Annotated in this window: 24 protein-coding genes; 11 read left to right on the top strand and 13 right to left on the bottom strand. The window is 62.7% G+C overall.

Going from position 1 to position 23479, the window contains the following annotated elements:
* Window positions 1-36: 36 nt before the first annotated feature.
* Both prpB and NGJ21_RS13460 read right to left on the bottom strand, forming a co-directional pair.
* Entirely contained in the window at window positions 37-927 is an 891-nt protein-coding gene (gene prpB, locus NGJ21_RS13465; protein ID WP_012313676.1) for a methylisocitrate lyase, read from the bottom strand.
* A gap of 8 nt (window positions 928-935) precedes the next feature.
* Complete coding sequence (locus NGJ21_RS13460; RefSeq protein ID WP_251962204.1) at window positions 936-1640, bottom strand: GntR family transcriptional regulator; 705 nt, start codon at window positions 1638-1640, stop codon at window positions 936-938.
* A gap of 294 nt (window positions 1641-1934) precedes the next feature.
* Between NGJ21_RS13460 and rloA the strand changes: the two genes are divergently transcribed.
* From rloA to NGJ21_RS13435, 5 genes are all read left to right on the top strand, one after another.
* Window positions 1935-2471, top strand: a complete 537-nt coding sequence (rloA, locus tag NGJ21_RS13455; protein ID WP_046787313.1) for a retropepsin-like aspartic peptidase RloA — start codon at window positions 1935-1937, stop codon at window positions 2469-2471.
* 5 nt (window positions 2472-2476) lie between these two features.
* Window positions 2477-4012, top strand: a complete 1536-nt coding sequence (gene rloB, locus NGJ21_RS13450; RefSeq protein ID WP_012313673.1) for an osmotic stress tolerance membrane protein RloB — start codon at window positions 2477-2479, stop codon at window positions 4010-4012.
* Window positions 4012-4992 (top strand): alpha-L-glutamate ligase-like protein, encoded by a 981-nt coding sequence (locus NGJ21_RS13445; protein WP_115275358.1) that lies wholly within the window; start codon window positions 4012-4014, stop codon window positions 4990-4992. The genes rloB and NGJ21_RS13445 overlap by 1 nt, the downstream gene beginning before the upstream one ends.
* A gap of 131 nt (window positions 4993-5123) precedes the next feature.
* Window positions 5124-6467 carry an aminodeoxychorismate synthase component I gene (pabB, locus tag NGJ21_RS13440; RefSeq protein ID WP_115275359.1) on the top strand — a complete coding sequence of 448 codons (1344 nt, stop codon included), beginning with the start codon at window positions 5124-5126 and terminating at the stop codon, window positions 6465-6467.
* Between the two features lie 119 nt (window positions 6468-6586).
* Complete coding sequence (locus tag NGJ21_RS13435; protein WP_046787316.1) at window positions 6587-7321, top strand: phosphoadenylyl-sulfate reductase; 735 nt, start codon at window positions 6587-6589, stop codon at window positions 7319-7321.
* A 101-nt stretch (window positions 7322-7422) separates the two neighbouring features.
* On the opposite strand, the gene cysB is transcribed toward NGJ21_RS13435, so the two are convergent.
* From cysB to NGJ21_RS13420, 3 genes are all read right to left on the bottom strand, one after another.
* Window positions 7423-8397, bottom strand: a complete 975-nt coding sequence (gene cysB / locus NGJ21_RS13430) for an HTH-type transcriptional regulator CysB (RefSeq protein ID WP_119688611.1) — start codon at window positions 8395-8397, stop codon at window positions 7423-7425.
* 129 nt (window positions 8398-8526) lie between these two features.
* Window positions 8527-9024, bottom strand: a complete 498-nt coding sequence (locus NGJ21_RS13425) for a universal stress protein (protein ID WP_012313668.1) — start codon at window positions 9022-9024, stop codon at window positions 8527-8529.
* 104 nt (window positions 9025-9128) lie between these two features.
* Window positions 9129-10076 carry a putative 2-dehydropantoate 2-reductase gene (locus NGJ21_RS13420; protein WP_119688610.1) on the bottom strand — a complete coding sequence of 316 codons (948 nt, stop codon included), beginning with the start codon at window positions 10074-10076 and terminating at the stop codon, window positions 9129-9131.
* 233 nt (window positions 10077-10309) lie between these two features.
* Here NGJ21_RS13420 and NGJ21_RS13415 point away from each other — a divergent pair, with 233 nt between their 5' ends.
* A complete protein-coding gene (locus NGJ21_RS13415; RefSeq protein ID WP_046787319.1) occupies window positions 10310-11386 on the top strand; it encodes a 3-deoxy-7-phosphoheptulonate synthase in 1077 nt (358 codons plus the stop codon).
* Window positions 11387-11448: 62 nt separating this feature from the next.
* Here the strand turns inward: NGJ21_RS13415 and NGJ21_RS13410 are convergent, their stop codons facing one another.
* Window positions 11449-11730, bottom strand: coding sequence for a GNAT family N-acetyltransferase (locus NGJ21_RS13410; RefSeq protein WP_046787320.1), 282 nt, complete (start codon window positions 11728-11730; stop codon window positions 11449-11451).
* A gap of 517 nt (window positions 11731-12247) precedes the next feature.
* Between NGJ21_RS13410 and NGJ21_RS13405 the strand changes: the two genes are divergently transcribed.
* Entirely contained in the window at window positions 12248-12499 is a 252-nt protein-coding gene (locus NGJ21_RS13405) for an Lpp/OprI family alanine-zipper lipoprotein (RefSeq protein ID WP_003250288.1), read from the top strand.
* Between the two features lie 139 nt (window positions 12500-12638).
* Here NGJ21_RS13405 and NGJ21_RS13400 read toward each other — a convergent pair whose 3' ends face one another.
* The 3 genes from NGJ21_RS13400 to NGJ21_RS13390 all read right to left on the bottom strand — a co-directional run bounded on the left by NGJ21_RS13400 (window position 12639) and on the right by NGJ21_RS13390 (window position 14693).
* Window positions 12639-13616: a L,D-transpeptidase family protein gene (locus NGJ21_RS13400; protein ID WP_046787321.1), complete on the bottom strand. Its 978-nt coding sequence runs from the start codon at window positions 13614-13616 to the stop codon at window positions 12639-12641.
* 131 nt (window positions 13617-13747) lie between these two features.
* The gene (locus NGJ21_RS13395; RefSeq protein WP_039601335.1) at window positions 13748-14029 is read right to left on the bottom strand and encodes a hypothetical protein; all 282 of its coding nucleotides are present in this window, start codon (window positions 14027-14029) and stop codon (window positions 13748-13750) included.
* A 58-nt stretch (window positions 14030-14087) separates the two neighbouring features.
* Complete coding sequence (locus NGJ21_RS13390) at window positions 14088-14693, bottom strand: arylesterase (RefSeq protein ID WP_046787322.1); 606 nt, start codon at window positions 14691-14693, stop codon at window positions 14088-14090.
* A 10-nt stretch (window positions 14694-14703) separates the two neighbouring features.
* On the opposite strand from NGJ21_RS13390, the gene NGJ21_RS13385 reads away from it, so the two are divergent.
* Both NGJ21_RS13385 and NGJ21_RS13380 read left to right on the top strand, forming a co-directional pair.
* Window positions 14704-15387, top strand: coding sequence for an ABC transporter ATP-binding protein (locus NGJ21_RS13385; protein ID WP_012313661.1), 684 nt, complete (start codon window positions 14704-14706; stop codon window positions 15385-15387).
* Window positions 15387-17894, top strand: coding sequence for an ABC transporter permease (locus NGJ21_RS13380; protein ID WP_196997778.1), 2508 nt, complete (start codon window positions 15387-15389; stop codon window positions 17892-17894). Before NGJ21_RS13385 ends, NGJ21_RS13380 begins: the two co-directional genes overlap by 1 nt.
* Window positions 17895-17950: 56 nt before the next feature.
* Here the strand turns inward: NGJ21_RS13380 and greB are convergent, their stop codons facing one another.
* The 4 genes from greB to NGJ21_RS13360 form a co-directional block, all read right to left on the bottom strand.
* Window positions 17951-18424, bottom strand: a complete 474-nt coding sequence (gene greB / locus NGJ21_RS13375; protein WP_115275363.1) for a transcription elongation factor GreB — start codon at window positions 18422-18424, stop codon at window positions 17951-17953.
* Window positions 18425-18435: 11 nt separating this feature from the next.
* On the bottom strand, window positions 18436-18744 hold the full coding sequence (locus NGJ21_RS13370; protein WP_046787940.1) for a hypothetical protein: 309 nt from the start codon (window positions 18742-18744) through the stop codon (window positions 18436-18438).
* 214 nt (window positions 18745-18958) lie between these two features.
* On the bottom strand, window positions 18959-19393 hold the full coding sequence (locus NGJ21_RS13365; RefSeq protein WP_046787939.1) for a DoxX family protein: 435 nt from the start codon (window positions 19391-19393) through the stop codon (window positions 18959-18961).
* A gap of 114 nt (window positions 19394-19507) precedes the next feature.
* On the bottom strand, window positions 19508-20914 hold the full coding sequence (locus NGJ21_RS13360; protein WP_115275364.1) for an MltF family protein: 1407 nt from the start codon (window positions 20912-20914) through the stop codon (window positions 19508-19510).
* A gap of 158 nt (window positions 20915-21072) precedes the next feature.
* On the opposite strand from NGJ21_RS13360, the gene NGJ21_RS13355 reads away from it, so the two are divergent.
* Together NGJ21_RS13355 and NGJ21_RS13350 are read left to right on the top strand one after the other, a co-directional pair.
* Window positions 21073-21870: a TatD family hydrolase gene (locus NGJ21_RS13355; protein ID WP_115275365.1), complete on the top strand. Its 798-nt coding sequence runs from the start codon at window positions 21073-21075 to the stop codon at window positions 21868-21870.
* A 115-nt stretch (window positions 21871-21985) separates the two neighbouring features.
* The gene (locus NGJ21_RS13350; protein ID WP_196997773.1) at window positions 21986-23464 is read left to right on the top strand and encodes a methyl-accepting chemotaxis protein; all 1479 of its coding nucleotides are present in this window, start codon (window positions 21986-21988) and stop codon (window positions 23462-23464) included.
* Window positions 23465-23479: the final 15 nt, after the last annotated feature.

Raw genomic sequence — 23479 nt, 5'->3', positions numbered from 1 at the left:
CAGAGTGCCTGTACCGGCCCTATCGCCGGCATTGGCTCAACCTTTTTTCTGCGCAAACAAGGCATCGAGGCTCTGCTCGAATGCGTGGTAGCCAATGGCATCGTAGAGCTCCATGCGGGTCTGCATGGTGTCGATCACGTTTTTCTGCGTGCCGTCGCGACGCAGCGCGGTGTAGACATTCTCGGCCGCCTTGTTCATGGCGCGGAACGCCGACAGCGGGTAGAGCACCAACGACACGTCCACGCCAGCCAGCTCTTGGGTGGTGAACAGCGGCGTGGCACCGAACTCGGTGATGTTGGCCAGGATCGGCGCCTTCACCCGGTCGGCGAAGGTCTTGTACATCTGCAGTTCGGTAATGGCCTCAGGGAAAATCATGTCGGCGCCGGCCTCGATGCAGGCGGCGGCGCGGTCCAGGGCTGCGTTCAGGCCTTCCACAGCCAGGGCATCGGTACGTGCCATGATCACGAAGCTGTCATCGGTACGGGCATCGACCGCAGCCTTGATGCGGTCGACCATCTCCTGCTGGGAGACGATTTCCTTGTTCGGCCGGTGGCCGCAGCGCTTGGCGCCTACCTGGTCTTCGATATGGATGGCGGCGGCACCGAACTTGCTCATCGAACGCACCGTGCGCGCAACGTTGAAGGCCGAGGCACCGAAGCCGGTGTCGACATCCACCAGCAATGGCAGGTCGCAGACGTCGGTGATGCGCCGCACATCGGTCAGCACGTCATCAAGACCGGTGATGCCCAGGTCCGGCAAGCCCAGCGAACCGGCGGCGACACCGCCACCGGACAGGTAGATGGCCTTGAAGCCGGCGCGCTTGGCCAGCAGCGCATGGTTGGCGTTGATGGCGCCGACCACCTGCAGTGGATGTTCGGCGGCAACGGCATCGCGAAAACGCTGACCAGGGGTGCTCTTCACAGTCATTTCTCACCTCAAAGGCTATTGTTGTTGGCGTCCAGGTAGTGACGCTCGATGTTGCGCTTGGACGCGCCGATGTGGCGGCGCATCAGGAGTTCGGCCAGCTCGCCGTCACGATCGGCGATGGCATCGAGGATGCGGTGGTGTTCGGCGAAGGCCTGGCGCGGGCGGTTGGGCGTGGCGGAAAACTGGATGCGGTACATGCGCACCAGCTGGTACAGCTCGCCGCAGAGCATCTTGACCAGGGTCTGGTTGCCGCTGCCCTGGATGATCCGGTAATGGAAGTCGTAATCGCCTTCCTGCTGGTAGTAACCCACCCCCGCCTGGAACGCCGCGTCGCGTTCGTGGGTGTCCAGCACCCGGCGCAGCTCGTCGATATCGCCTTGGCTCATGCGCTCGGCCGCCAGGCGGCAAGCCATGCCCTCCAGCGACTCACGGATTTCGTACAGCTCGATCAGCTCGGCATGGCTGAGCGACACCACGCGTGCACCTACATGTGGCACCCGCACCAGCAGGCGCTGGCCCTCCAGGCGATGGATGGCCTCACGCAGCGGGCCACGGCTGATGCCATAGGTGCGCGCAAGCTCCGGCTCGGAGATTTTGCTGCCCGGGGCTATTTCCCCCTTGACGATCGCGGCCTGGATGCGCCGGAAGACATGCTCGGACAAGGTTTCCGTTTCATCCGGCGCTGAAGGGCTGGGGGTAATGAGGTCCAGCATATTGTTGACACCTTGATAAGCCATTGAGGAGAAACTAGCGAAACAAGCCCATTCAGTCAAAGAGAAAATGAACATTGTCGACAATTGTCTGAGCGCGAACTTAGTGAGTGATGGCGTTGTCAGATCGCGACGCGCTGGCGCCAAGGCATCGGCGTGATAGAATGCCGCGCCTCCAACGGAGTATGGATAGCGTTTCTGTCATCCATTCATGTTGTTGACAGACGAACCGAGGAAGCTTGCGCAGTACCTGCCAGTCGCCTTGCCCCGAACCTTGCACAGCACCGCGCCAGGACTATGAGACTTACACCCGTTTTATTGCTGTCATGCCTCACCCTGCTGCCGGCCCTTGGCCAGGCGGCGGGCAAGACCGTGTACGGTCTTAACGAATACGCCCGCCTCGGGGACCTCGACCTGGAAGTGGCCGCCAAACTCGACACCGGCGCCAAGACCGCATCCCTGAGTGCCCGCGACATCAAGCGCTTCAAGCGCGACGGCGAGAGCTGGGTGCGTTTCTACCTGGCGATAGATGCCGCCCATTCGCACCCCATCGAACGCCCGTTGGCGCGGGTCAGCAAGATCAAGCGCCGCGCAGGCGACTATGATGCCGAATCGGGCAAGGCCTATACCGCCCGCCCGGTCATCGAACTCGAAATCTGCATGGGCCAGGCCCTGCGCACCATCGAAGTCAACCTCACCGACCGCAGCGCGTTCCAGTTCCCGCTGCTGATCGGTTCCGAGGCGCTCAAGCACTTCGACGCGCTGGTCGACCCAAGCCTTAAATACGCGGCCGGCAAACCTGCCTGTGCCACCGACGCTCCCAAAGCAGAGTAATCCCGATGCGCTCTCTTACCCTCCATCTGAAAGTCCTGATCACCGTACTGGTGCTGTTGGGCGTGGCGGTCACGGCCTATCAGATCTTCTTCCTCGGCATCCCGGTGACCGAAGACGAAACCGACGACCTTTGGAACATCGACGCCAAGGTCGAGTTCGTCGCCAGCAGCAAGGACCCGGTCAAGGTACAAATGTTCGTACCGCCGCTGAACCGCGACTATGTCAGCCTCAACGAGAGCTTCATCTCCAACAACTACGGGGTCAGCGTCAACCGCGCCGATGGCAACCGCAAGGTAACCTGGTCGGCCCGCCGCGCCAGCGGCAACCAGACCCTCTACTACCGCCTGGTGCTGACCAAGCGCTACAGCAGCGAAAAGGCCGCCATCAAAGGCCCGACCTTCCGTGACAGCCTTGCCGTAGAAGGCCCCGAGAAGATCGCCGCCGAAGCCCTGATGGCGCCGATCCGCCAGCACTCGGCCGACGTCGAGACCTTCGTCAGCGAAACCATCAAGCGGGTGAACAACCTCAACGACGACAACGTCAAGCTGCTGCTGGCCGGCGATACCTCGCCCATGAAGAAGGCCCAGGTCATCGACCTGCTGCTGTCGATCGCGCATGTACCGATGGAAAAGGTCCATACCATCCGCCTGGTGGCCGATACGCCGCAGTCCCCCGAGCTCTGGCTGCGCAGCTTCAACGGCAGCGACTGGCTGTACTTCAACCCGGACACCGGTGAGCAGGGCCTGCCCAGCGACCGCCTGCTGTGGTGGACCGGTGATGACAACCTGGTCACCGTCGATGGCGGCAAGAAAGCCAACGTCACTTTCAGCATGAACAACAGCGAGATGAACGCCATCCGCCTGGCCAAGCTGACCGACGAGAACACCGACGCCGACTTCCTCGAGTACTCGCTGTACGGCCTGCCGCTGCAGACCCAGCAGACCTTCATGATCATGGTGATGATCCCGATCGGCGTGCTGGTGATCCTGGTCCTGCGCAACCTGATCGGCATCCAGACCCTGGGCACGTTCACACCGGTACTGATCGCCCTGGCGTTCCGCGAGACCCAGCTGGGCTTCGGCATCGTGCTGTTCACCGTGATCACCGCATTGGGCCTGTCGCTGCGCTCCTACCTGGAGCACCTCAAGCTGCAGATGCTGCCGCGCCTCTCGGTGGTACTGACCTTCGTCGTGGTATTGATTGCCGCCATCAGCCTGTTCAGCCACAAGCTGGGGCTGGAACGCGGCCTGTCGGTAGCGCTGTTCCCGATGGTGATCCTGACCATGACCATCGAGCGCCTGTCGATCACCTGGGAAGAACGTGGCGGCGGTCATGCCATGAAAGTGGCGATCGGCACCCTGTTCGCAGCGTCGCTTGCCCACCTGCTGATGATGGTGCCGGAGCTGGTGTACTTCGTCTTCACCTTCCCGGCGGTACTGCTGATCCTGGTGGGCTTCATGCTGGCGATGGGTCGCTACCGCGGCTACCGCCTGACCGAGCTGGTGCGCTTCAAGGCATTCCTGAAGAAGGCTGACGCCTGATGTTTGGCCTGATCAAGACGTGGAAAGCCCTGGAGGCCCGGGGCATCATGGGTATCAACCGGCGCAATGCCGACTATGTGCTCAAGTACAACAAGCGCAACCTGTACCCGATCGTCGACGACAAGATCATCACCAAGGAGCGTGCGCTGGCAGCGGGCATTCACGTGCCTGAAATGTACGGCATCATCGAGACCGAGAAGCAGATCGACAAGCTTCACGAGATCATCGGCGGGCGCAACGACTTCGTCATCAAGCCGGCCCAGGGGGCCGGCGGTGACGGCATCCTGGTGATTGCCGACCGCTTCGAGGACCGCTACCGCACCGTTTCCGGCAAAATCATCAGCCATGAAGAGATCGAGCATCAGGTCTCCAGCATCCTGACCGGCCTGTACTCACTCGGCGGGCACCGCGACCGCGCGCTGATCGAGTACCGGGTAACCCCCGACCAGATCTTCAAGAGCATCAGTTACGAAGGTGTGCCGGACATCCGCATCATCGTGCTGATGGGCTACCCGGTAATGGCCATGCTGCGCCTGCCGACCCGCCAGTCCGGCGGCAAGGCCAACCTGCACCAGGGCGCCATCGGCGTAGGTGTGGACCTGGCCACCGGAGTGACCCTGCGCGGTACCTGGCTGAACAACATCATCAGCAAGCACCCGGACACCACCAATGCGGTGGATGGCGTACAGCTGCCGAACTGGGACGGCTTCATGAAGCTGGCAGCCGGCTGCTATGAGCTGTGCGGCCTGGGCTACATCGGTGTGGACATGGTGCTGGACCAGGACAAGGGGCCGTTGATTCTCGAACTCAATGCCCGCCCTGGCCTGAACATCCAGATCGCCAACGACACCGGGCTGACCCAACGCACCCATGCCATCGAGGCGCACATCGAGGCGCTGGCCAAGGACGGCGTGACCGAGGATGCCGAACAGCGTGTCCGGGTCGCGCAAAGCCTGTTCGGGCACGTGCATCCGGGCTGATAGCTCTGCCCCCATCGCCGGCAAGCCGGCGATGGCTTCAACCCACTGCCTGAAAGTCACACTGGCGCTAGGCGCATTTCCTGCGCAGGTCTACAATCGCCCTCCTCGCTTTTACATCGCCGTCCACACTGATGCCGACCTGTACGCTCTACCCCCTGCCCTATCAGCCCGACCCCGCCGCGTACTTCGCCCGCCTGCGCCAGGCGCCCGGGGCGATCCTGCTCGACAGCGCCCGCCCAGGCGCCGAGCGCGGCCGCTTCGACCTGCTCAGCGCCTGGCCGCTGCAACACTTGCAGGTACTGCCCGACGAAGATGGCCGGGCCTTCCTGCAACGGCTGCGCGCCAGCCTGAAACAACTGGGCCCTGCGCAGTTGCCAGGTGGTGTCGAGCTGCCATTTGCCGGCGGCCTGATCGGCTACCTCAGCTACGACTTCGGCCGACGCCTGGAGCACCTGCCCTGCCTCGCCACGGATGACCTCGGCCTGCCCGACGCCCAGCTTGGGTTGTATGGCTGGGCGCTGGTGACCGACCACCAGCATGGCACCAGCCAATTGGTGTTCCACCCCCAGCTGGCTGATGACGAGCGTGAGCGCCTCATCGCCTTGTTTGAAGACACCGACAACGCTGCAAGCGGCGATTTCCGCCTGCTCGCCGCCATGACGGGTGATTTGCAGCCAGGGCAATACGAGGCAGCATTCGATCAGGTACAGCGCTACATTCAGGCCGGCGATTGCTACCAGATCAACCTGACCCAACGCTTCCGCGCACCTTGCCAGGGCGACCCCTGGCGCGCCTACCAGGCCTTGCGCAAGGCCTGCCCGACGCCGTTCTCTGGCTACCAGCAACTGGCCGACGGCAGCGCACTGCTGAGCTTTTCTCCAGAACGCTTCATCCGCGTCAGCCAGGGGCAAGTGGAGACCCGCCCGATCAAGGGCACCCGCCCGCGCTCTGCCGACCCGGCAGAAGACGCCCGCAATGCCGAGGCGCTGCGCCACAGCCCCAAGGACCGCTCGGAAAACCTGATGATCGTGGACCTGCTGCGTAACGACCTGGGCCGCACTTGCCAGGTCGGTTCGGTGAAGGTGCCAGAGCTGTTCAGCCTGGAAAGCTACCCCAACGTGCACCATCTGGTCAGCAGCGTCACCGGGCAACTGGCCACCGACAAGGACGCCCTGGACCTGATCGGCGACAGCTTCCCAGGCGGTTCGATCACCGGCGCCCCCAAGATTCGCGCCATGCAGATCATCGACGAGCTGGAGCCCAGCCGCCGCGCGCTGTATTGCGGGTCCTTGCTGTACGTGGATGTGCGCGGTGAAATGGACAGTTCCATCGCCATTCGCAGCCTGCTGGTCAAGGATGGGCAGGTCAGCTGCTGGGGCGGCGGCGCGGTGGTGGCGGACTCCGACTGGCAATCGGAATACGAAGAATCGATCGCCAAGGTACGGGTATTGATGGAGACCTTGCAGAGCCTGTGACCCAGCGTTTGCCTGCGCCGGCCCAGGGCCGGTGCAGGCACAGCGTCTAGCCTGCCATTTTTTGTTACCATCACCTCATTACGAGCGCACAGCGCCACAGCCAAGATGGAAACCGCCTGATGAGCCAACCCTTCGACGTCGCCGCCCTGGCCGCGACCTACGCCAGCAAATCCCCGCAGGACATTCTCAAGCTCGCCTTCGAGCACTTCGGCGACGACCTGTGGATTTCTTTCAGCGGTGCCGAGGACGTGGTGCTGGTCGACATGGCCTGGAAGCTGAACAAGCAGGTCAAGGTGTTCAGCCTCGACACCGGCCGCCTGCACCCTGAGACTTACCGGTTCATCGACCAGGTGCGTGAGCAGTACAGCCTGCCGATCGAGATCCTCAGCCCGGACCGTGCCAAACTCGACCCGTTCGTTCAGGAAAAGGGCCTGTTCAGTTTCTACAAGGACGGCCATGGCGAGTGCTGTGGCATCCGCAAGATCGAGCCACTGCGGCGCAAGCTCGCCACTGTCAGCGCCTGGGCCACCGGCCAGCGCCGCGACCAGAGCCCAGGCACCCGCAGCCAGGTGGCAGCACTGGAAATCGACAGCGCGTTCTCCACAGCGGAACGCACCCTGTACAAATTCAACCCGCTGGCGCAGATGACCAGCGCGGAAGTCTGGGGCTACATCCGAATGCTCGAGCTACCGTACAACAGCCTCCACGAGCGCGGCTTCATCAGCATTGGTTGCGAGCCCTGCACCCGCCCGGTACTGCCGAACCAGCACGAACGTGAAGGCCGCTGGTGGTGGGAAGAGTCGACCCAGAAGGAATGCGGGCTGCACGCCGGCAACCTGATCAGCAAGGCCTGAAGGCAGCTGCAAGCCTCAAGCTATAAGCTGCAAGCCCCAAGAAGAAAGAGCAGCCCCCACGGGCTGCTCTTTCTCGAAGCTTGCAGCATGAAGCTGCTTTTTCAGTGCACCGGCAACTCGACACCGGCAAACAGCTCTTCGAGTTCCTGCTTGTTGTGGCACTGGATCGCCTTGGCCATCACTTCACGCGTCAGGTGCGGCGCAAATTTCTCAATGAAATCGCACATGAAACCGCGCAGGAAGGTGCCGCGGCGGAAGCCGATCTTGGTGATACTGGCCTCGAACAGCTCACTGGCATCAAGCGCCACCAGGTCGCTGTCCAGCTTGCTGTCCACTGCCATCTTGGCCACGATGCCCACGCCCAGCCCCAAGCGCACGTAAGTCTTGATCACGTCGGCGTCAGCAGCAGTGAACACCACCTTCGGCGTCAGGCCGCGGTGATTGAAGGCCTCATCCAGCTTGGAGCGGCCAGTGAACCCGAACACATAGGTGACGATCGGGTATTCGGCTACAGCTTCCAGTGTCAGCTTCGGCAATTTGGCCAGCGGGTGACCCTGCGGCACCACCACGCAGCGGTTCCACTTGTAGCACGGCATCATGATCAGGTCGCCGAACAGCTCCAGCGCCTCGGTGGCAATGGCAAAGTCGACGGTACCGTCCGCAGCCATCTCGGCAATCTGCATGGGTGAACCCTGATGCATGTGCAGGGCGACTTCCGGGTACTGCTTGATGAAGCTGCTGATGATCGGCGGCAGCGCATAGCGAGCCTGGGTATGGGTGGTAGCGATGGACAGCGTACCCTTCTTCTCGTTGGAGAATTCCTGGGCGATCTGCTTGATGCTTTCGACCTTGCGCAGGATTTCACCAGCGGTGTTGATGATGCGCTCACCTGCCGGAGTGACACGGGTCAGATGCTTGCCGCTGCGGGCAAAGACTTCAACACCCAGTTCATCCTCGAGCAGGCGGATTTGTTTGCTGATCCCCGGCTGAGAAGTGTACAGACTCTGCGCCGTCGCGGAGACGTTGAGGTCGTGGTGCGCCACTTCCCAGATGTAGCGCAGTTGTTGAAGCTTCATAGGTTTCCCTCGAATCAGCGGTAAGTCAGCGGCAGCAGGCAGCGACGGGATATAACTATATTAGTGGTTCTCGAAATAAAACTAGAACTATTTTGTTACATGCCGCTCCGAAACTGCCCACCATCAGCTTCACGTTTTCCTACGGCCGAGATGCTGCGAAAGCGGCACCATGTACACCGGCACCGCAGACAACTGCAGCAAGCGCACAGCCGTTCGGCCAATCGGCACATCTACCCCAGCACCGGCGCTGTGGCTGCCGAAAATCAGCAAGTCCACGCTCAAACGTTGCGCCTGCTCGAGGATGACCTGCGCCGGATCCCCCTGGCGCACCCGGACCGCCTTGATCACCGCCAGGTCCGCGTCCTCGCCCAGCTCCTCGCGAAAGTTCTCCAGCACACGCTGCTCGATGTTGGCCATCACCGTATTGACGCCCTCGCTATGCAACGCATCGAGCGTCTGCTCATCGAGGTAGCTTTGCAGGAGGGATTCGGCGAACTGCCCCATGGGTTCTACGGCATGAATCACATACAGTTCCGCGCCGAACGTGCGGGCCAGGGCCAAGGCATGCTGCATGACAAAAGGGGCGTAGACACCGAGGTCGGTGGCGTACAGCATGGAGCGGATCATTCGACCTCCTCGACTGCCGTGGCGGCAGAGCAAGCTTCAGCTTAGCAGCGCGCCGGGCGCTCGCTCGGCCGCCCGGCGCACTGCCAATGCGGGCTGTAGAGGTTTCAGCCGGCGCGATTGGCGCGATCGACGAAGGCCAGTGCCTGGTAGAGCATCTGCATGCGCGGCAGGCTGCACCCCGCAGCGTGCGCCCGGGCCAGAGGCTCGGCATAGATAGCCTGAAGCTCCAGCGGTCGCTGCTGGACGTGATCGTGGTACATGCTCGGCCAGTAGTCGGGCATCTGCTCGGTGACCCGGAACAAGTGCTCGGCATAACCGGCAGGCAGCTCGTGACCACAGGCGGCGGCCGCCTGGACCACCTCAGCCATCAACGCCCGAACCAGTTCACGGCTGTCGGCATCGGCCATCAGCGGTAAGGTACTGGCACCAAGCAACACCGAAAGGCCGTTGTAGGGGACATTCCACACCAGCTTCTGCCAGCGAGCCTGACCGAGGTCGTCCATGGCCTGGGAGTCGATACCCGCGGCGCGGAACAGCCTGGCGCCCTCCTCTACGATGCTCAGCCCCCCGTCGCTGGCGGGCCCGCTGTGATAGCCCAGGTTGACCGCACCCAGCGCCTGATGGCGTATCACACCAGGGCTCACGCGGTTGACACAGATAAAGCACAAGCCACCGAGCAGGTGCAGATTGCCGGGCAACGCTGCCCGCAACTGCTCCTCGACACCCAACCCGTTCTGCAGCAGCACCACCTTGGCATCGGGTGCCGATGCCTGCGCAATCAGCGGCGCCAATTCGCCATTGCTGGTGGCCTTTGCACCCACCAGCAACCAATCGCACGGCGGCATGTCGGCAGCGCTGGCATAAGCCTGCACCGGCATGCGCCAGTCGCCGTGCACGGCGCTTTCCAGCCTCAGGCCATGCTCCCGAACCTGCGCAAATTCACTGCGCAGCAAAAAATGCACGTCAAACCCGGCCCGCGCCAGCATCAGGCCATAAAAGCCGCCGATGGCACCACTGCCAATAATGCCAATGCGTGGTTTGCGAGGGTCCATGCTGATCTCCTGATAAATGTCGGTGTGCTTTTCTACACCTGTTGAGGCATTTTGCGCACCCAAATAGCAGTACAAGCCTGTAGCACCAGGGAAAAACCCTGCACAGGCGCACTGCAGCCCATTGTCGCGCCCCCAGTAACGCGCTAAGGTTCGGCTCCCCGCTGCGAACATTCTTGCTGCTGGGCCGCACGGGGATTGCTGGCGGCCGGCACCGTGACCTGACGAGTAACACGATGGCTGATTTACCGATCGACGACCTTAACGTTGCCTCCAACGAGACCTTGATCACTCCCGATCAGCTCAAGAAGGAAATCCCCCTCAGCGCCAAAGCCTTGCAGACCGTTACTGCCGGCCGCGAAGTGGTGCGCAATATCCTCGACGGGAAAGACCATCGCCTGTTCGTAGTGGTCGGCCCGTGCTCGATCCACGACATCAAGGCCGCTCACGAATACGCTGAGCGCCTCAAGGTGCTGGCTGAGGAAGTTTCCGACACGCTGTATCTGGTAATGCGTGTTTACTTCGAGAAGCCGCGCACCACGGTCGGCTGGAAAGGCCTGATCAACGACCCTTATCTGGATGACTCGTTCAAGATCCAGGACGGCCTGCACATCGGCCGCCAACTGCTGTTGGACCTGGCCGAAATGGGCTTGCCAACCGCCACCGAAGCGCTCGACCCGATCTCGCCGCAGTACCTGCAAGACCTGATCAGTTGGTCGGCCATTGGCGCGCGCACCACCGAATCCCAGACCCACCGTGAAATGGCCTCGGGCCTGTCCTCGGCGGTCGGCTTCAAGAACGGCACCGATGGCGGCCTGACCGTGGCCATCAACGCCCTTCAGTCGGTATCCAAGCCGCACCGTTTCCTGGGCATCAACCAGGAAGGCGGCGTATCCATCGTCACTACCAAGGGCAACCCCTACGGCCACGTAGTGCTGCGTGGCGGCAACGGCAAGCCGAACTACGATTCGGTAAGTGTCGCCCTGTGCGAACAGGACCTGGCCAAGGCAAAGATCAAGGCCAACATCATGGTCGACTGCAGCCACGCCAACTCCAACAAGGACCCGGCCTTGCAGCCGCTGGTCATGGAGAACGTCGCCAACCAGATCCTCGAAGGCAACCAGTCGATCATTGGCTTGATGGTCGAAAGCCACCTGAACTGGGGCGCCCAGTCGATCCCGAAGAACCTGGAAGATCTGCAGTACGGCGTATCGGTCACCGACGCCTGCATCGACTGGTCTGCCACAGAGAACACCCTGCGCAGCATGCACGCCAAGCTCAAGGATGTACTGCCCAAGCGCAAGCGCGGCTGAACGTGGCCACAAAATGAAACGCCGGGCTTAGCCCGGCGTTTTCGCATGTGCAGTCAGCAGGTTCAGGCTTTACTCGAATGACGCTGCTTGCGCTCCATGTAGCGTTCGACGTACGAGCAGGAAGGAATCACCGTGTAGCCCATCTGGTCCGCATACTCCAAGGCCCTTTCGGTCAGTGCTGCAGCGATGCCGCGGCCGCGCAAGGCGTTGGGGACGAAAGTGCGATAGATATCCAGCGTCTGCTTGCCCAGATCCATGTACGTCAGGTAGGCACGATGACCGTCCACGTTGGTCTCGAACTGATGACCGGCCTGGTCATGGTGGATGGTCAGCGCTTCACTCATCACTACTCCTCGCAGGCCTTTTGGGCAGACCTTTACCTTAATCGATGGTGATGTATCCGGCAGAGGAACCAATGCGTGCAGCGCCTATGCCACCTCTTGCCCCTTGGACCGCAGGCCGATTGCAATGGTTCTGCCGGACCGGGCCATCAAATAGTAGGCGCGACACCCCGGATTGCTCAAGGTGGCATCGGTTAAAAGTCACGGCAATGAGCTCGAACCCCTGTACGAAATGACCTGCAAACTCAGCCGGACACTCTTGGGCTTTAGACGTACAACGACCCTTAAAGTCACCGTTAGTTCAACAAAAAAGTTCCCATACAACAATCGCTTGCGCCGCCTGCACAGCGTGCTCACAAAAAGCCTGAAAATCTCGTCAAGCACCCTTGGGCAACATTTTTTTTACCGTTCTTGCGCTGAGTCAGTTTACTTACTACAAGTAATGGGTACTATGTACGCCGGCCAGTTTCTCTTTCCTGAGAGATGGCTATTTAATAGAAAGTCCTTGAAGGGGAACACGATGAACAACGTTCTGAAATTCTCTGCTCTGGCTCTGGCCGCAGTTCTGGCTACCGGTTGCAGCAGCGTATCCAAAGAAACCGAAGCTCGTCTGACTGCGACTGAAGACGCAGCAGCTCGCGCTCAGGCCCGTGCTGACGAAGCCTACCGTAAGGCTGACGATGCAATGGCAGCCGCTCAGAAGGCTCAGCAGACCGCTGACGAAGCCAATGAGCGCGCTCTGCGTATGCTGGACAAAGCCAGCCGCAAGTAATAGTCCTCACGGATTGTTAAGAAGCCGACCCACTTGTGGGGTCGGCTTTTTTATTGCCGCTACAAAAGCAAACAGCACAAATGAAAAAGCCTGCCCAGGCGTTTGACCTGGGCAGGCTTCAGCCCTATCGCTCAAGGGCTTACTGCAGTTCTGGCGGAATGCTCGACACCATGGGAGCTGCACCCTGGTTATCGACGGGCACGGCAATTTCCACCGGCATGCCATCTTCGGCAGCGACCACGTCGCGGACCATGTCCCAGTTCATGCGCACATTGTTGGCCAGGTCTTCGCGCTTGAGCAGTGCGTTGATGACAGCAGTGTGCTTGTCGACCACCGAAGGGTCGCCGTGATCGTCCAGCGGTGTGTGCGCCTCGAGGTATACCTTGCCACCACTGATTCCGAACTTGTACGGCTCGTTGATGATGCGCACCGGCGTACCGACCGGGACCATCTTCGACAGCTCCAGCACATTATTGTTGAACATGCGGAAGCAACCATGGCTGGTGCGCATGCCAATGCCGAACTTCTTGTTCGAACCGTGAATCAGATAACCCGGCACGCCCAGGGTGAACTTGTAAGGCCCCAGCGGGTTGTCTGGCCCGGCCGGCACCACGGTTGGCAGGATGTCACCATCGGCGGCGTGCTCAGCACGGATCGAAGCCGGTGGCGTCCAGGTCGGGTTTGGGGTTTTGGCAATGATCTTGGTGTTGGCGATGGGGGAACCCCAGCCTTCACGACCGATCCCCAGCGGGAAGGTGTACACCACGCTCTGCCCTTTCGGGAAGTAGTACAACCGGTATTCAGCAAGGTTGATGACAACGCCCTCGCGGGGGCCCGGCGGAAGCACGTAGCGGGTCGGCAGGATGATCTCGGTACCGGCGCCCGGCAGCCATGGGTCGACACCCGGGTTGGCGGCGATCATCTCCAGGTAGCCGAGGTCGTTGGCAGTTCCGATGTCGGCAAAGGTGTCCTCATACTTGGCCTTGATCACCTGTACCTGGCCAACGACGTCTTCTCCCGGAGGCGGCAGCGGCAGCTCCAGTGCAACGGCGGGGCCTGCTGCCAGCAGGCCGGCCAGGGTCAGGCAGCGGGTGACGGCGGGAAAGCGCGGCAACATCCGGTAAATCCTTCGAAAGGTGGGTCAAGAGAATCGATTGTACACCCGCACCGTGCCAAGCGGGAGCCACTGGCGGTTTCCATGCGTTTCAGATGATGAAAGGCGCTCGGAGTTTCAGGCCCAGGGCCGTGTCAAAGCTGTGGCCATACCGGACGCATGCCGCGCCGCTGGGCGTCGAGAATCGCCCGGCAGAGGTCGCACAGGCGGCCGTCACGATAGATCGAACGCGGCACGCCGGACCACCGTGGCTGTGCAGGCAGCAAGCCCCCACAAAGGGTTCGGTCGACCGGCACACCCAGTTCGAGCTGGCGGGCGACAAGGTGGACGCGGATTTCCTGGCAGGCGAACAGATCGAGCTGCTCATCGGGCTCGATCAGTTGGTAGGCATACAAGGACCAGGCAGGGCGCGGCATTGGGGGCTCTCGAAACGGGGGGCGCAACATTAGCCGAAAGCCGGCCCCGTTTAAAGCGTCACAGCAAGGGTTTTATCGCCGGCCAGGCATTTTCCAGCAACCGCTGCTGGGCACCCTGCGCCGGATGGATGCCATCGGCCTGCATCATCTCCGGCACACCCCCTACGCCCTCGAGGAAAAACGGCACCAGTGCCACCTGTTTCTGCGCTGCCAACTGCTCATAAACCTTGGCGAACGCCGTGGTGTAGCGCACCCCGTAATTGGGCGGCAGGCGCATGCCCAGCAGCACCACCTTGGCCCCGGACTCGCGTGACCGCTCGATCATCGAGGCAAGATTTTGTTGCAATTGCTCTGGAGGCTGCCCGCGCAGCCCGTCGTTGCCGCCCAATTCCAGCACCACCAGGCTGGGCTTGTGCGCTGCAAGCAGCGCCGGCAGCCGCGCCTGGCCCCCTGCACTGGTGTCGCCGCTGATCGACGCATTGACCACCCGATCATCGAAACCTTCGTCCCTGAGCCGGGTCTGCAACAAAGAGACCCACCCCTGGCGGGTATCCAGGCCAAAACCGGCGCTGATACTATCGCCGACAACCAGCAACGTTCCCGCCGCCGCGCTCTGGGCCAGGCAATACAGGGCCAGACCGGCACTCAACCACCACACTCGCATTGGATTCTCCATGGGCCCCAGCATTCTCGTTGCGCAGAACCTTAGCAAAGTGGTCCCCAGTGCGGAAGGTGATCTGACCATCCTGCACGCACTGTCCCTGGACCTCGCCCAAGGCGACAGCCTGGCCATCGTCGGCGCCTCGGGCTCGGGCAAATCCACCCTGCTGGGGCTGCTGGCCGGCCTGGACCGCCCCAGCGCCGGCAAGGTGATACTCGCCGGACACGACCTGGGCCCACTGGACGAAGACCAACGCGCCAGGGTGCGCGCCGAACATGTCGGCTTTGTGTTCCAGTCGTTCCAGCTGCTCGACAGCCTCAATGCACTGGAAAACGTCATGTTGCCACTGGAGCTGGACGGCCGTCGCGATGCTCGCGAACAAGCCCGCACCTTGCTTGAACGGGTCGGTCTGGGCAAGCGCCTGACCCACACGCCACGCCAGCTGTCCGGTGGCGAGCAGCAACGGGTGGCGATCGCCCGCGCCTTCGCCGCCCAACCGGCGGTGCTGTTCGCTGACGAACCTACCGGCAACCTCGACAGCCATACCGGTGAGCGCATCAGCGACCTGCTGTTTGACCTGAACAAGGAGCGCGGCACCACCCTGGTTCTGGTTACCCATGACGAACGCCTGGCCAGCCGTTGCCGGCGCCTGATACGACTCGAAGCAGGCCGCCTGGTGGCGCCGGTGGAGGCCTGATGAAGCACATGCCGCTTTCCCGCCTGTGCGGCCTGGCGCTGCGCCAGTTGTTGCGCGACATCCGCGCCAGCGAAGTGCGCGTGCTGTTCTTCGCCCTGCTGGTGGCTGTTGCCGCCAGCACCGCCATCGGCTATTTCGGCGCCCGCCTCAATGGCGCCATGCAGTTGCGCGCCAGCGAGTTCCTTGGCGCCGACCTGGTATTGCAAGGCAGTGCGCCGGCGCGTCAGGAACAGGTCGACGCCGGCACCGCCCTGGGCCTGCGCCACGCCCGGGTGGTGGAGTTCACCAGCGTGGTCGGTGGTGATGCCGGCATCCAGCTGTCGAGCATCAAGGCCGCCGATGGCGCCTACCCCCTGCGTGGCCAGGTACGCAGTGCACCGGCGCCGTATGCCATGGAAACACCCGGTGGCGGCCCGCCGCCGGGCGAGGTCTGGGTCGAACCGCGCCTGCTGGCTGCCCTTGGCCTGAGCATCGGCGACAGCATCGATGTCGGCATGAAGACCCTGCGCATGAGCCGCGTACTGACCTACGAACCGGACCGTGCCAACAACTTTTATAGCCTCACCCCGCGGGTGATGATGAACCTCGCCGACCTGGAGGCCACAGGGGTTATTCAGCCCGGCAGCCGGGTCAGCTACCGTGAGCTGTGGCGCGGCGATGCACAGGCCCTGGCGCAGTACCGCCAGGGGCTGGAGAAGAACCTGGCGGCGAACCAGCGCCTGCTCGACACCCGCGATGGCAACCGGCAGATCGGGGGTGCCCTGGGCAAGGCCGAACGCTACCTGAACATGGCCAGCCTGGTAGCGGTGCTGCTGGCAGGCGTCGCCGTGGCACTGTCGGCCAGCCGCTATGCGGCGCGGCGCCTGGACGCCAGCGCACTGTTGCGCTGCCTGGGGCTGTCCCGCCACCAAGCGCTGGGCCTGTACTGCCTGCAACTGGCCATGCTCGGCCTGCTGGCCGCGCTGGTCGGTGCCTTGCTCGGCTGGCTGGCGCAACTGGGCCTGTTCCGCCTGTTGCACGGCCTGCTGCCGAGCGTGGTGCCGCCTGGCGGCATCCTCCCGGCATTGGCCGGCATCGCCACCGGGCTGGTCGCACTGGCCGGTTTCGCCCTGCCCCCGCTCGCCGCTCTGGGCAAGGTGCCGCCACTGCGTGTACTGCGCCGCGACCTGCTGCCCGTGCCACCCAGCAGCTGGCTGGTCTACGGCGCCGCCCTGTTCGCCCTGGGCCTGATCATGTGGCGCCTGAGCCTCGACCTGCTGCTGACCTTCGCCCTGCTAGGCGGCGGGTTGCTTGCCGCGCTGGCACTGGGCGGCCTGCTGCTGCTTGGGCTACGTAGCCTGCGGCAACTGCTGGCAGGCGCCCCGCTGCCCTGGCGCCTGGGCTTGGGCCAGTTGCTGCGCCACCCCATGGCTGCCGCGGGCCAGGCACTGGCGTTTGGCCTGATCCTGCTGGCCATGGCCCTGGTCGCTTTGCTGCGCGCCGAGCTGCTCGACACCTGGCAGGCACAACTGCCCAAGGACGCACCCAACCATTTCGCCCTGAACATCCTGCCCGACGACCGTGAGCCTTTCGCCCAGCGCCTGCACGAGGTGAACGCAGCCTCCGCACCGCTGTACCCGGTGACGCCTGGCCGGCTGATCCAGATCAACGAGCAACCCGTGCAACAGATCGTCAGCAAGGATTCCGCCGGCGAGCGCGCCGTTCAGCGCGACCTCAGCTTGACTTGGGCCGCCGACCTGCCCGCAGGCAATGCCTTGACCGCCGGCAACTGGTGGCGGGCGCTACCGGCTGGTGATGAAATCCCCGGCGTTTCGGTCGAGGCGGAACTTGCCGCCAGCCTGAAGGTGCAACTGGGCGACCTGCTGACCTTCGACATTGGCGGCGAACAACGCCAGGCGCGAGTGAGCAGCTTGCGCAGCGTGCACTGGGACAGCTTCCAGCCGAACTTCTACATGATTTTCCAGCCCGGCACCCTGCAGGGGCTGCCGACCACCTACCTGACCAGCTTCTACCTCGCGCCGGGTCATGACCTGGATGTGGTGGCCCTGTCGCGGGCGTTCCCGGCGGTGACCATCCTGCAAGTCGATGCCTTGCTGGAGCAGCTGCGCAGCATCCTCGCCCAGGTTACCCTGGCGGTGGAATATGTATTGCTGTTCGTCCTGGCAGCGGGGTTGGCCGTGCTGTTCGCAGGTTTGCAGGCAACGCTGGATGAACGCATTCGCCAAGGCGCATTGCTGCGCGCGCTTGGCGCTGCTCGACCGTTGCTGGTGAAAGCGCGGCGTATCGAGTTCGGGCTGCTGGGTGCGGCCAGTGGCGCCCTGGCAGCGCTAGGCTGTGAGTTGATTACCCTGGTGCTTTACCGCTATGCGTTCGACCTGCAGTGGGGCCCGCATCCGTGGCTGCTGATACTGCCGCTAGCGGGCGCGCTACTGGTAGGAGGGGCTGGTGTGTTGGGGACTCGGCGGGCGCTTAATGCCAGCCCGTTGGCGGTGCTGCGGGAGGGATAGCCTTAAGCTGCAAGCTGCAAGCATGAGCAGATACGCCTCGGCTTGCAGCTGAACGCTTACTGCTCGTAACTTATGCTGCTTACATACCAGGTCGCTTCGCCAGTAGGTGTATGCACCAGCACCTCATCACCCTCCTCTTTCTTGAGCAGGGCCCGCGCCATGGGCGAATCGATCGAGATATAGTCATTGCGTCCATAGATCTCGTCGTACCCGACGATGCGAAACTTCAGGGCTTCGCCGTCATCGTTTTCGATCTCCACCCAGGCACCGAAGAAGACCTTGCCCTCCTGCTGCGGCGAATAGGCAACCACCTTGACGTCTTCGAGGCGCTTGCGCAGGTATCGGACCCGACGGTCGATCTCACGCAGCAACTTCTTGTTGTACTGGTAGTCGGCATTCTCGCTGCGATCCCCCAGCGAGGCAGCCCAAGCCACCTTCTGGGTGATTTCCGGGCGATACACCCGCCACAGATGGTCCAGCTCTTTCTTCAGAGCTTCATGGCCTTCTGTCGTGATGATATTGGTACTCAACAGCGGGTTCCTCAGCGTCGGGTAATCAGGCCCTGGCGTGCGATGCGGGTGAGGTGGCCGATCACTTCGGCAGCATCCTGCGCGGCAGGTGCCTGGATCACCGCCAGATCGAAGCGGTCGTTGCCAAACTGCTCCAGCCGGCACGCGGTTTCGGCAAACTGGATGAGGAAGGCGCGGGCCTGGCCTTTGCGACGGGACAAGCCTTCGAGATGACGCAAAAGAGTAGGCTGATGCTGGCCACCGAGCAGAATGCGCGGTGTGCGGGTGGCCTGGCTGGCAGGCAGTGGGCTCAAGCAGACACTGGTACGTGGGCAACTCATGGAGTGTTTCTCCGCCTCGCAAATCCCGCTGGGCAGCGGTGGGAGGCGTCACCGAACCAGCGCTTTAGCGGTATTTCGGATGACCCGGGGCTGGGTTTTCCTGCGCCCCGCAAGTAGCTGTTTAAATCGGCGCAGGCGGTATGCTAGAGCTACACGCGGCAAGCTGCAAGCCCCAAGCTGAAAGTCATCAACTTGAGGCCTGCAGCATGAGCTGTCAGCGGGCGATCAATCGGTCTACGGAGAAGCGACCAGCGCCTTCGATCAGTACCGCGACGGTACCCGCCAGCAACGCCAGGGCGAACTCATAGCCATTGTTGGACATGAACAGGCCGTTACCGATGTGTACCGAGAAAATTGCCACCACCAGGGTTACGCTCAGTGCCAGCGCCGCCGGGCGAGCCAGCAGGCCAATCACCAGGGCCAGGCCGCCGAAGAACTCGGCGCTGCCGGACAGCAGGGCCATCAGGTAGCCGGGGGCCAGGCCGATGCTCTCCATCCACTGGCCGGTGCCCTCCAATCCGTAGCCGCCGAACAGGCCGAAGAGTTTCTGCGCACCGTGCGCCATGAAGATGATGCCGACCAGGATGCGAACCACGCTCAGGCCCAGGCCAGCGTGGGTGGAGAGCAGTTTGATGATTGCGTTGTTCATTGGGTGACTTCCTTGAAGGCTGGGATGTTGTGTTGGGATGGGCGCCATAATAATCGACATGAGAGATATATAAATCGCAAAAAACCCAGCATACCAATCAAATAAATCGATTTATCAGCGATTCCCCCTCCGTTCCAGCACCGCACGCTCGCGGTTGAACGCCAGGAAGTACTTGTTCACGCTATTGACGAAGTTGACCGGCCCCATGCCCACCTGCTCCATCGCGACCCGCTCGGTCTGAAAGAACCATTGATTGCCATTGAGGCCACGCTTGCGAGCCTCGACACGCATGGCCTGGACCCGCTCGGGCCCAAGGTTGTAGGCGGCCAGCACAAAGGCCATGCGCTCACGCTCGTTGATCTTCGGGCTGGCAAAGAACTTGCGGCGGATCAACGCCAGGTAACGGGCGCTGGCCTGGACATTGCCATCCACCGTTGCGGTATTGCTGACCCCGACCCGTTGGGCAGCTGCAGGAGTGATCTGCATCAGGCCATGCGCCCCGCCACTGCCGCGCGCCGCCGGGTTGAGGGTCGACTCCTTGAAGGCCAACGCAGCAAGGTTCAGCCAGTCGATCTGTTGCGCCTGGCCATGTTTCTGCAGCACCGCGCGCACAGAAGCCAGGCGCTGACGGTCCTTGCGCGCAAGCGGGTTGTGCACGCGGTACTGGCGCCGGTAGATGCGCTCGAAGGCAGCGTCCTGGTTCTCCGGCGCGCGGTAGCCCTGCAGAAAACGATCGACCGTGGCCTGCAGCAGCGTCGCATCTCGGCGCACATACCAGCGCATGGCTTGTGGCGGGCCCAGTTGCAGTCGGCTATCCAGGCGCAGGCGTGGCATTACCCGGGCCCAGCGCAGCGCGATCGGCCGCTCCACCACGGTCAGGTGATAGATGCCGGCCTGGACCATCTCCAGCACGTCCTCCACCGCCAGGGTCGAATCGACCCACTCGATCTTGACGGGCGGGCGCTTGCGCAGCGCCAGGTGCTGGTTGATCTGCTGGATCAGCGCGCCGGCGGCACTGGCACTGGTCAACGCCACGGTGCGCCCGGACAACTGCTCGACGCGGGTGAAACTGCGCTCGCCCTTGCGCCCGACCAGCCACAACGGCACCTGGTCCAGGACCGGAGCACTGCTGTTCACGCCACCGACCAGGCTCGGGTCGAGCAATTCGCCCGGGGCGGCAAGGTCGCCCTCACCGCGCTGCAGGGCCCCGAGTAGTTGCTCTTTGGCTCTGGGGATGAGTTTGAGCCGCACCTGTTGCCCGTCGCCGGCCCGGGCGTTGAGGTAATGCTCAAGCGCACGCAAGCGGTAGTACTCGATGCCGACGGGCTCGCCCTTGACCTCACCGGAACTGTTGCGACTTTGGTTGACCAGTACCCGCAGCACCTTGCTGCTGCGGATCTGTTCAAGGTCACGGGCCTTGCTCACCGGCACGTTCTGCTGTGGCCCCGGCAGGCGCGCGTAGGCGGGACCGACGCTCATCAGGCCGAGCGCCAGCAGCAGGGCGAGCAGGTATCGCAGCATGCGAAGACGTATCCGAGGTCGGTGGGCAGCATCCATGTGTGCGAGCAACTCGTGATAAATGACGGCAAAAGACCATCGCAAAAGCCTGAAGTTCTTGGCTTTTTCCCGGAAATCGCGCTTTTTGCTATGCTGGCCGTCCCGCGGCACGAGGTAGCACCATGCAACTGATCGATATCGGCGTCAACCTGACCAATAGCAGTTTCCACGACCAGCAGGCCGCCATCGTCGAGCGCGCCATCGAAGCCGGCGTAGTGCAGATGATCCTTACCGGCACCAGCCTCGCGGTCAGCGAGCAGGCGCTAGAGCTGTGCCAGCAGCTGGACCCCGCCAGCGAGCACCTGTTCGCCACAGCCGGCGTACACCCGCACGACGCCAAAGCGTGGGACGCCAACAGCGACCAACGACTGCGCCAGTTACTGAATGAAGCGCGTGTGCGCGCCGTAGGCGAATGCGGGCTGGACTTCAACCGCGACTTCTCCCCTCGCCCACTCCAGGAAAAAGCCCTGGAAGCTCAATTGGCGCTGGCCGCCGAGTTGCGCCTGCCCGTGTTCTTGCATGAGCGTGATGCCAGCGAGCGCTTGCTGGCGATTGTGAAGGACTACCGCGACCACCTGCCGGCCGCCGTGGTGCATTGCTTCACCGGCGAGCGCGACGCACTGTTCGCCTACCTGGACATGGACCTGCACATCGGCATCACCGGGTGGATTTGTGACGAACGCCGCGGCACGCACCTGCATCCGCTGGTGGGCAATATCCCACAAGGGCGCCTGATGCTGGAGAGTGATGCCCCGTATCTGCTGCCGCGCAGTCTGCGACCGAAACCGAAGAGCGGGCGCAACGAGCCGGCTTTTTTGCCAGAGGTGCTGCGGGAGGTAGCGTTGCACCGAGGTGAACGTGTTGAAGATACCGCGGCGCACACCACTGCAACGGCTCGGGCATTCTTCCAGCTGACCTGAGCTTGATCGGGCATAAACGGTTTGTTGATACACGTCAAAACCTCCCAGGCGTGAGCGGGCACAATGATGGCACCTTGCCAATAATGTTTCCGCTCAACTCAGAGAAGACCTACCCATGGGTGCCTGGCTTAGCAATATTTCCCTGAAGTACAAGTTCTGGGCCGTCAACGCAGTGGCCTTTGTCACCACCTTGATGCTGGTGCTTTATGCCGTGCACCTGGAGCAGCGAGCCCGCGCCGAGGCTGTGCAGATCCAGGCGCAATCCCAGGCACAGCTGCTGGCCGCCTGGCCGCAAGGGCTTGCCCTGCCCCGCCAGGCCAACGTGATCACCTGGCAACCCGGCCAAACCCCGACCTTTGCCGGCCAAAGCCTGGATGCACTGCGTAATGCACAAGGCTGGGTAGCACTCCCGGCCGCCTGGCTCTTCGGTAACAACCCGCTGCGGGGTGCTCAGGTACTGCGCCATGGCGACCAGCAGGTGGCGGTACTGGCCCAGGCACCGAGCGTGCGCCAGGTGTTCTTCGAGCGTTTTGCCAACTACGCGGTTTGTGTGCTGATCCTGATGCTGGCCATGCTCTGCGCCTCGCAACTTTTGATCCGCTTCCTGCTGAGCCAACTCAACACCCTCAAGGACGTCATGCTGCACGTGGAAAAAACCGGTGACCTGTCGGCCCGCGTGCCTCTGGCTTGCGGAGACGAAGTGGGCCAGATGGCAGGCGCGTTCAACGCCATGCAGTCGACCTACCACCGCGTGGTCAGCACCGTGGCACGCACAGCCGCGCAACTCGATTCGGGCGCCGCGCGCCTGGCCACGAGCATGAACGAAGTTCGCCATGGCATGCTCGGCCAGCAAAGCGAGACCGACCAGGCAGCCACGGCGATCAACGAGATGTCCGCCACCGTGCACCATATCGCCCAGCATGCCGGTGCCACCCGCGACCTGTCGCAGACCGCCGACACCCTCGCTGGCAGCGGCAAGAATGTGGTCAACCGGGTGCAGGATTCGATTGCCGGGCTATCCAGCGGTGTGCAGCAGACCGCCGAAATGATCCGCCAACTGGCCGAGGACAGCCAGAAGATCAATGGCGTGGTCAACGTCATCCACAGTATTGCCGAACAGACCAACCTGCTGGCGCTCAATGCCGCCATCGAAGCAGCGCGCGCCGGCGAAATGGGCCGTGGCTTTGCGGTGGTCGCCGATGAAGTGCGCAGCCTGGCCAAACGCGTGCAAACCTCCACCGACGAGATCACCGGCATGGTGGCCGACCTGCAGGCCGGTACCCGCGATGCGGTGGAGTTCATGCAGGAAAGCTCTTACAAAGCTGACGACTGCGTGCGCCAGGCCAAGGAAGCCGGCGCAGCGCTCGCCGAAATTACCGGCGCCGTGGCGCAGATGCGCGAGAGCAACACCCAGATAGCCGTCGCCGCCGAGCAGCAGAGCCAGGTGGCGGAAGAAATGAACCGGGCAGTAGTCAGCATCCGTGACGTCACGGAGGAAACCGTGCAGCAGACTGTCGATTCGGCCACCACCAGCAGCGAACTGGCGACCCTGGCCGGCGAGCTGAACAAGGCCATCGGCCAGCTCAAACTATAGTCACCATAGCCAGCC

The sequence above is a fragment of the Pseudomonas sp. Marseille-Q5299 genome, from assembly GCF_943737035.1.
GTDB lineage: Bacteria > Pseudomonadota > Gammaproteobacteria > Pseudomonadales > Pseudomonadaceae > Aquipseudomonas > Aquipseudomonas putida_E.
Note: the sequence above shows the minus strand (reverse complement) of the source record. Positions and strands in the feature narration are given on the sequence as shown.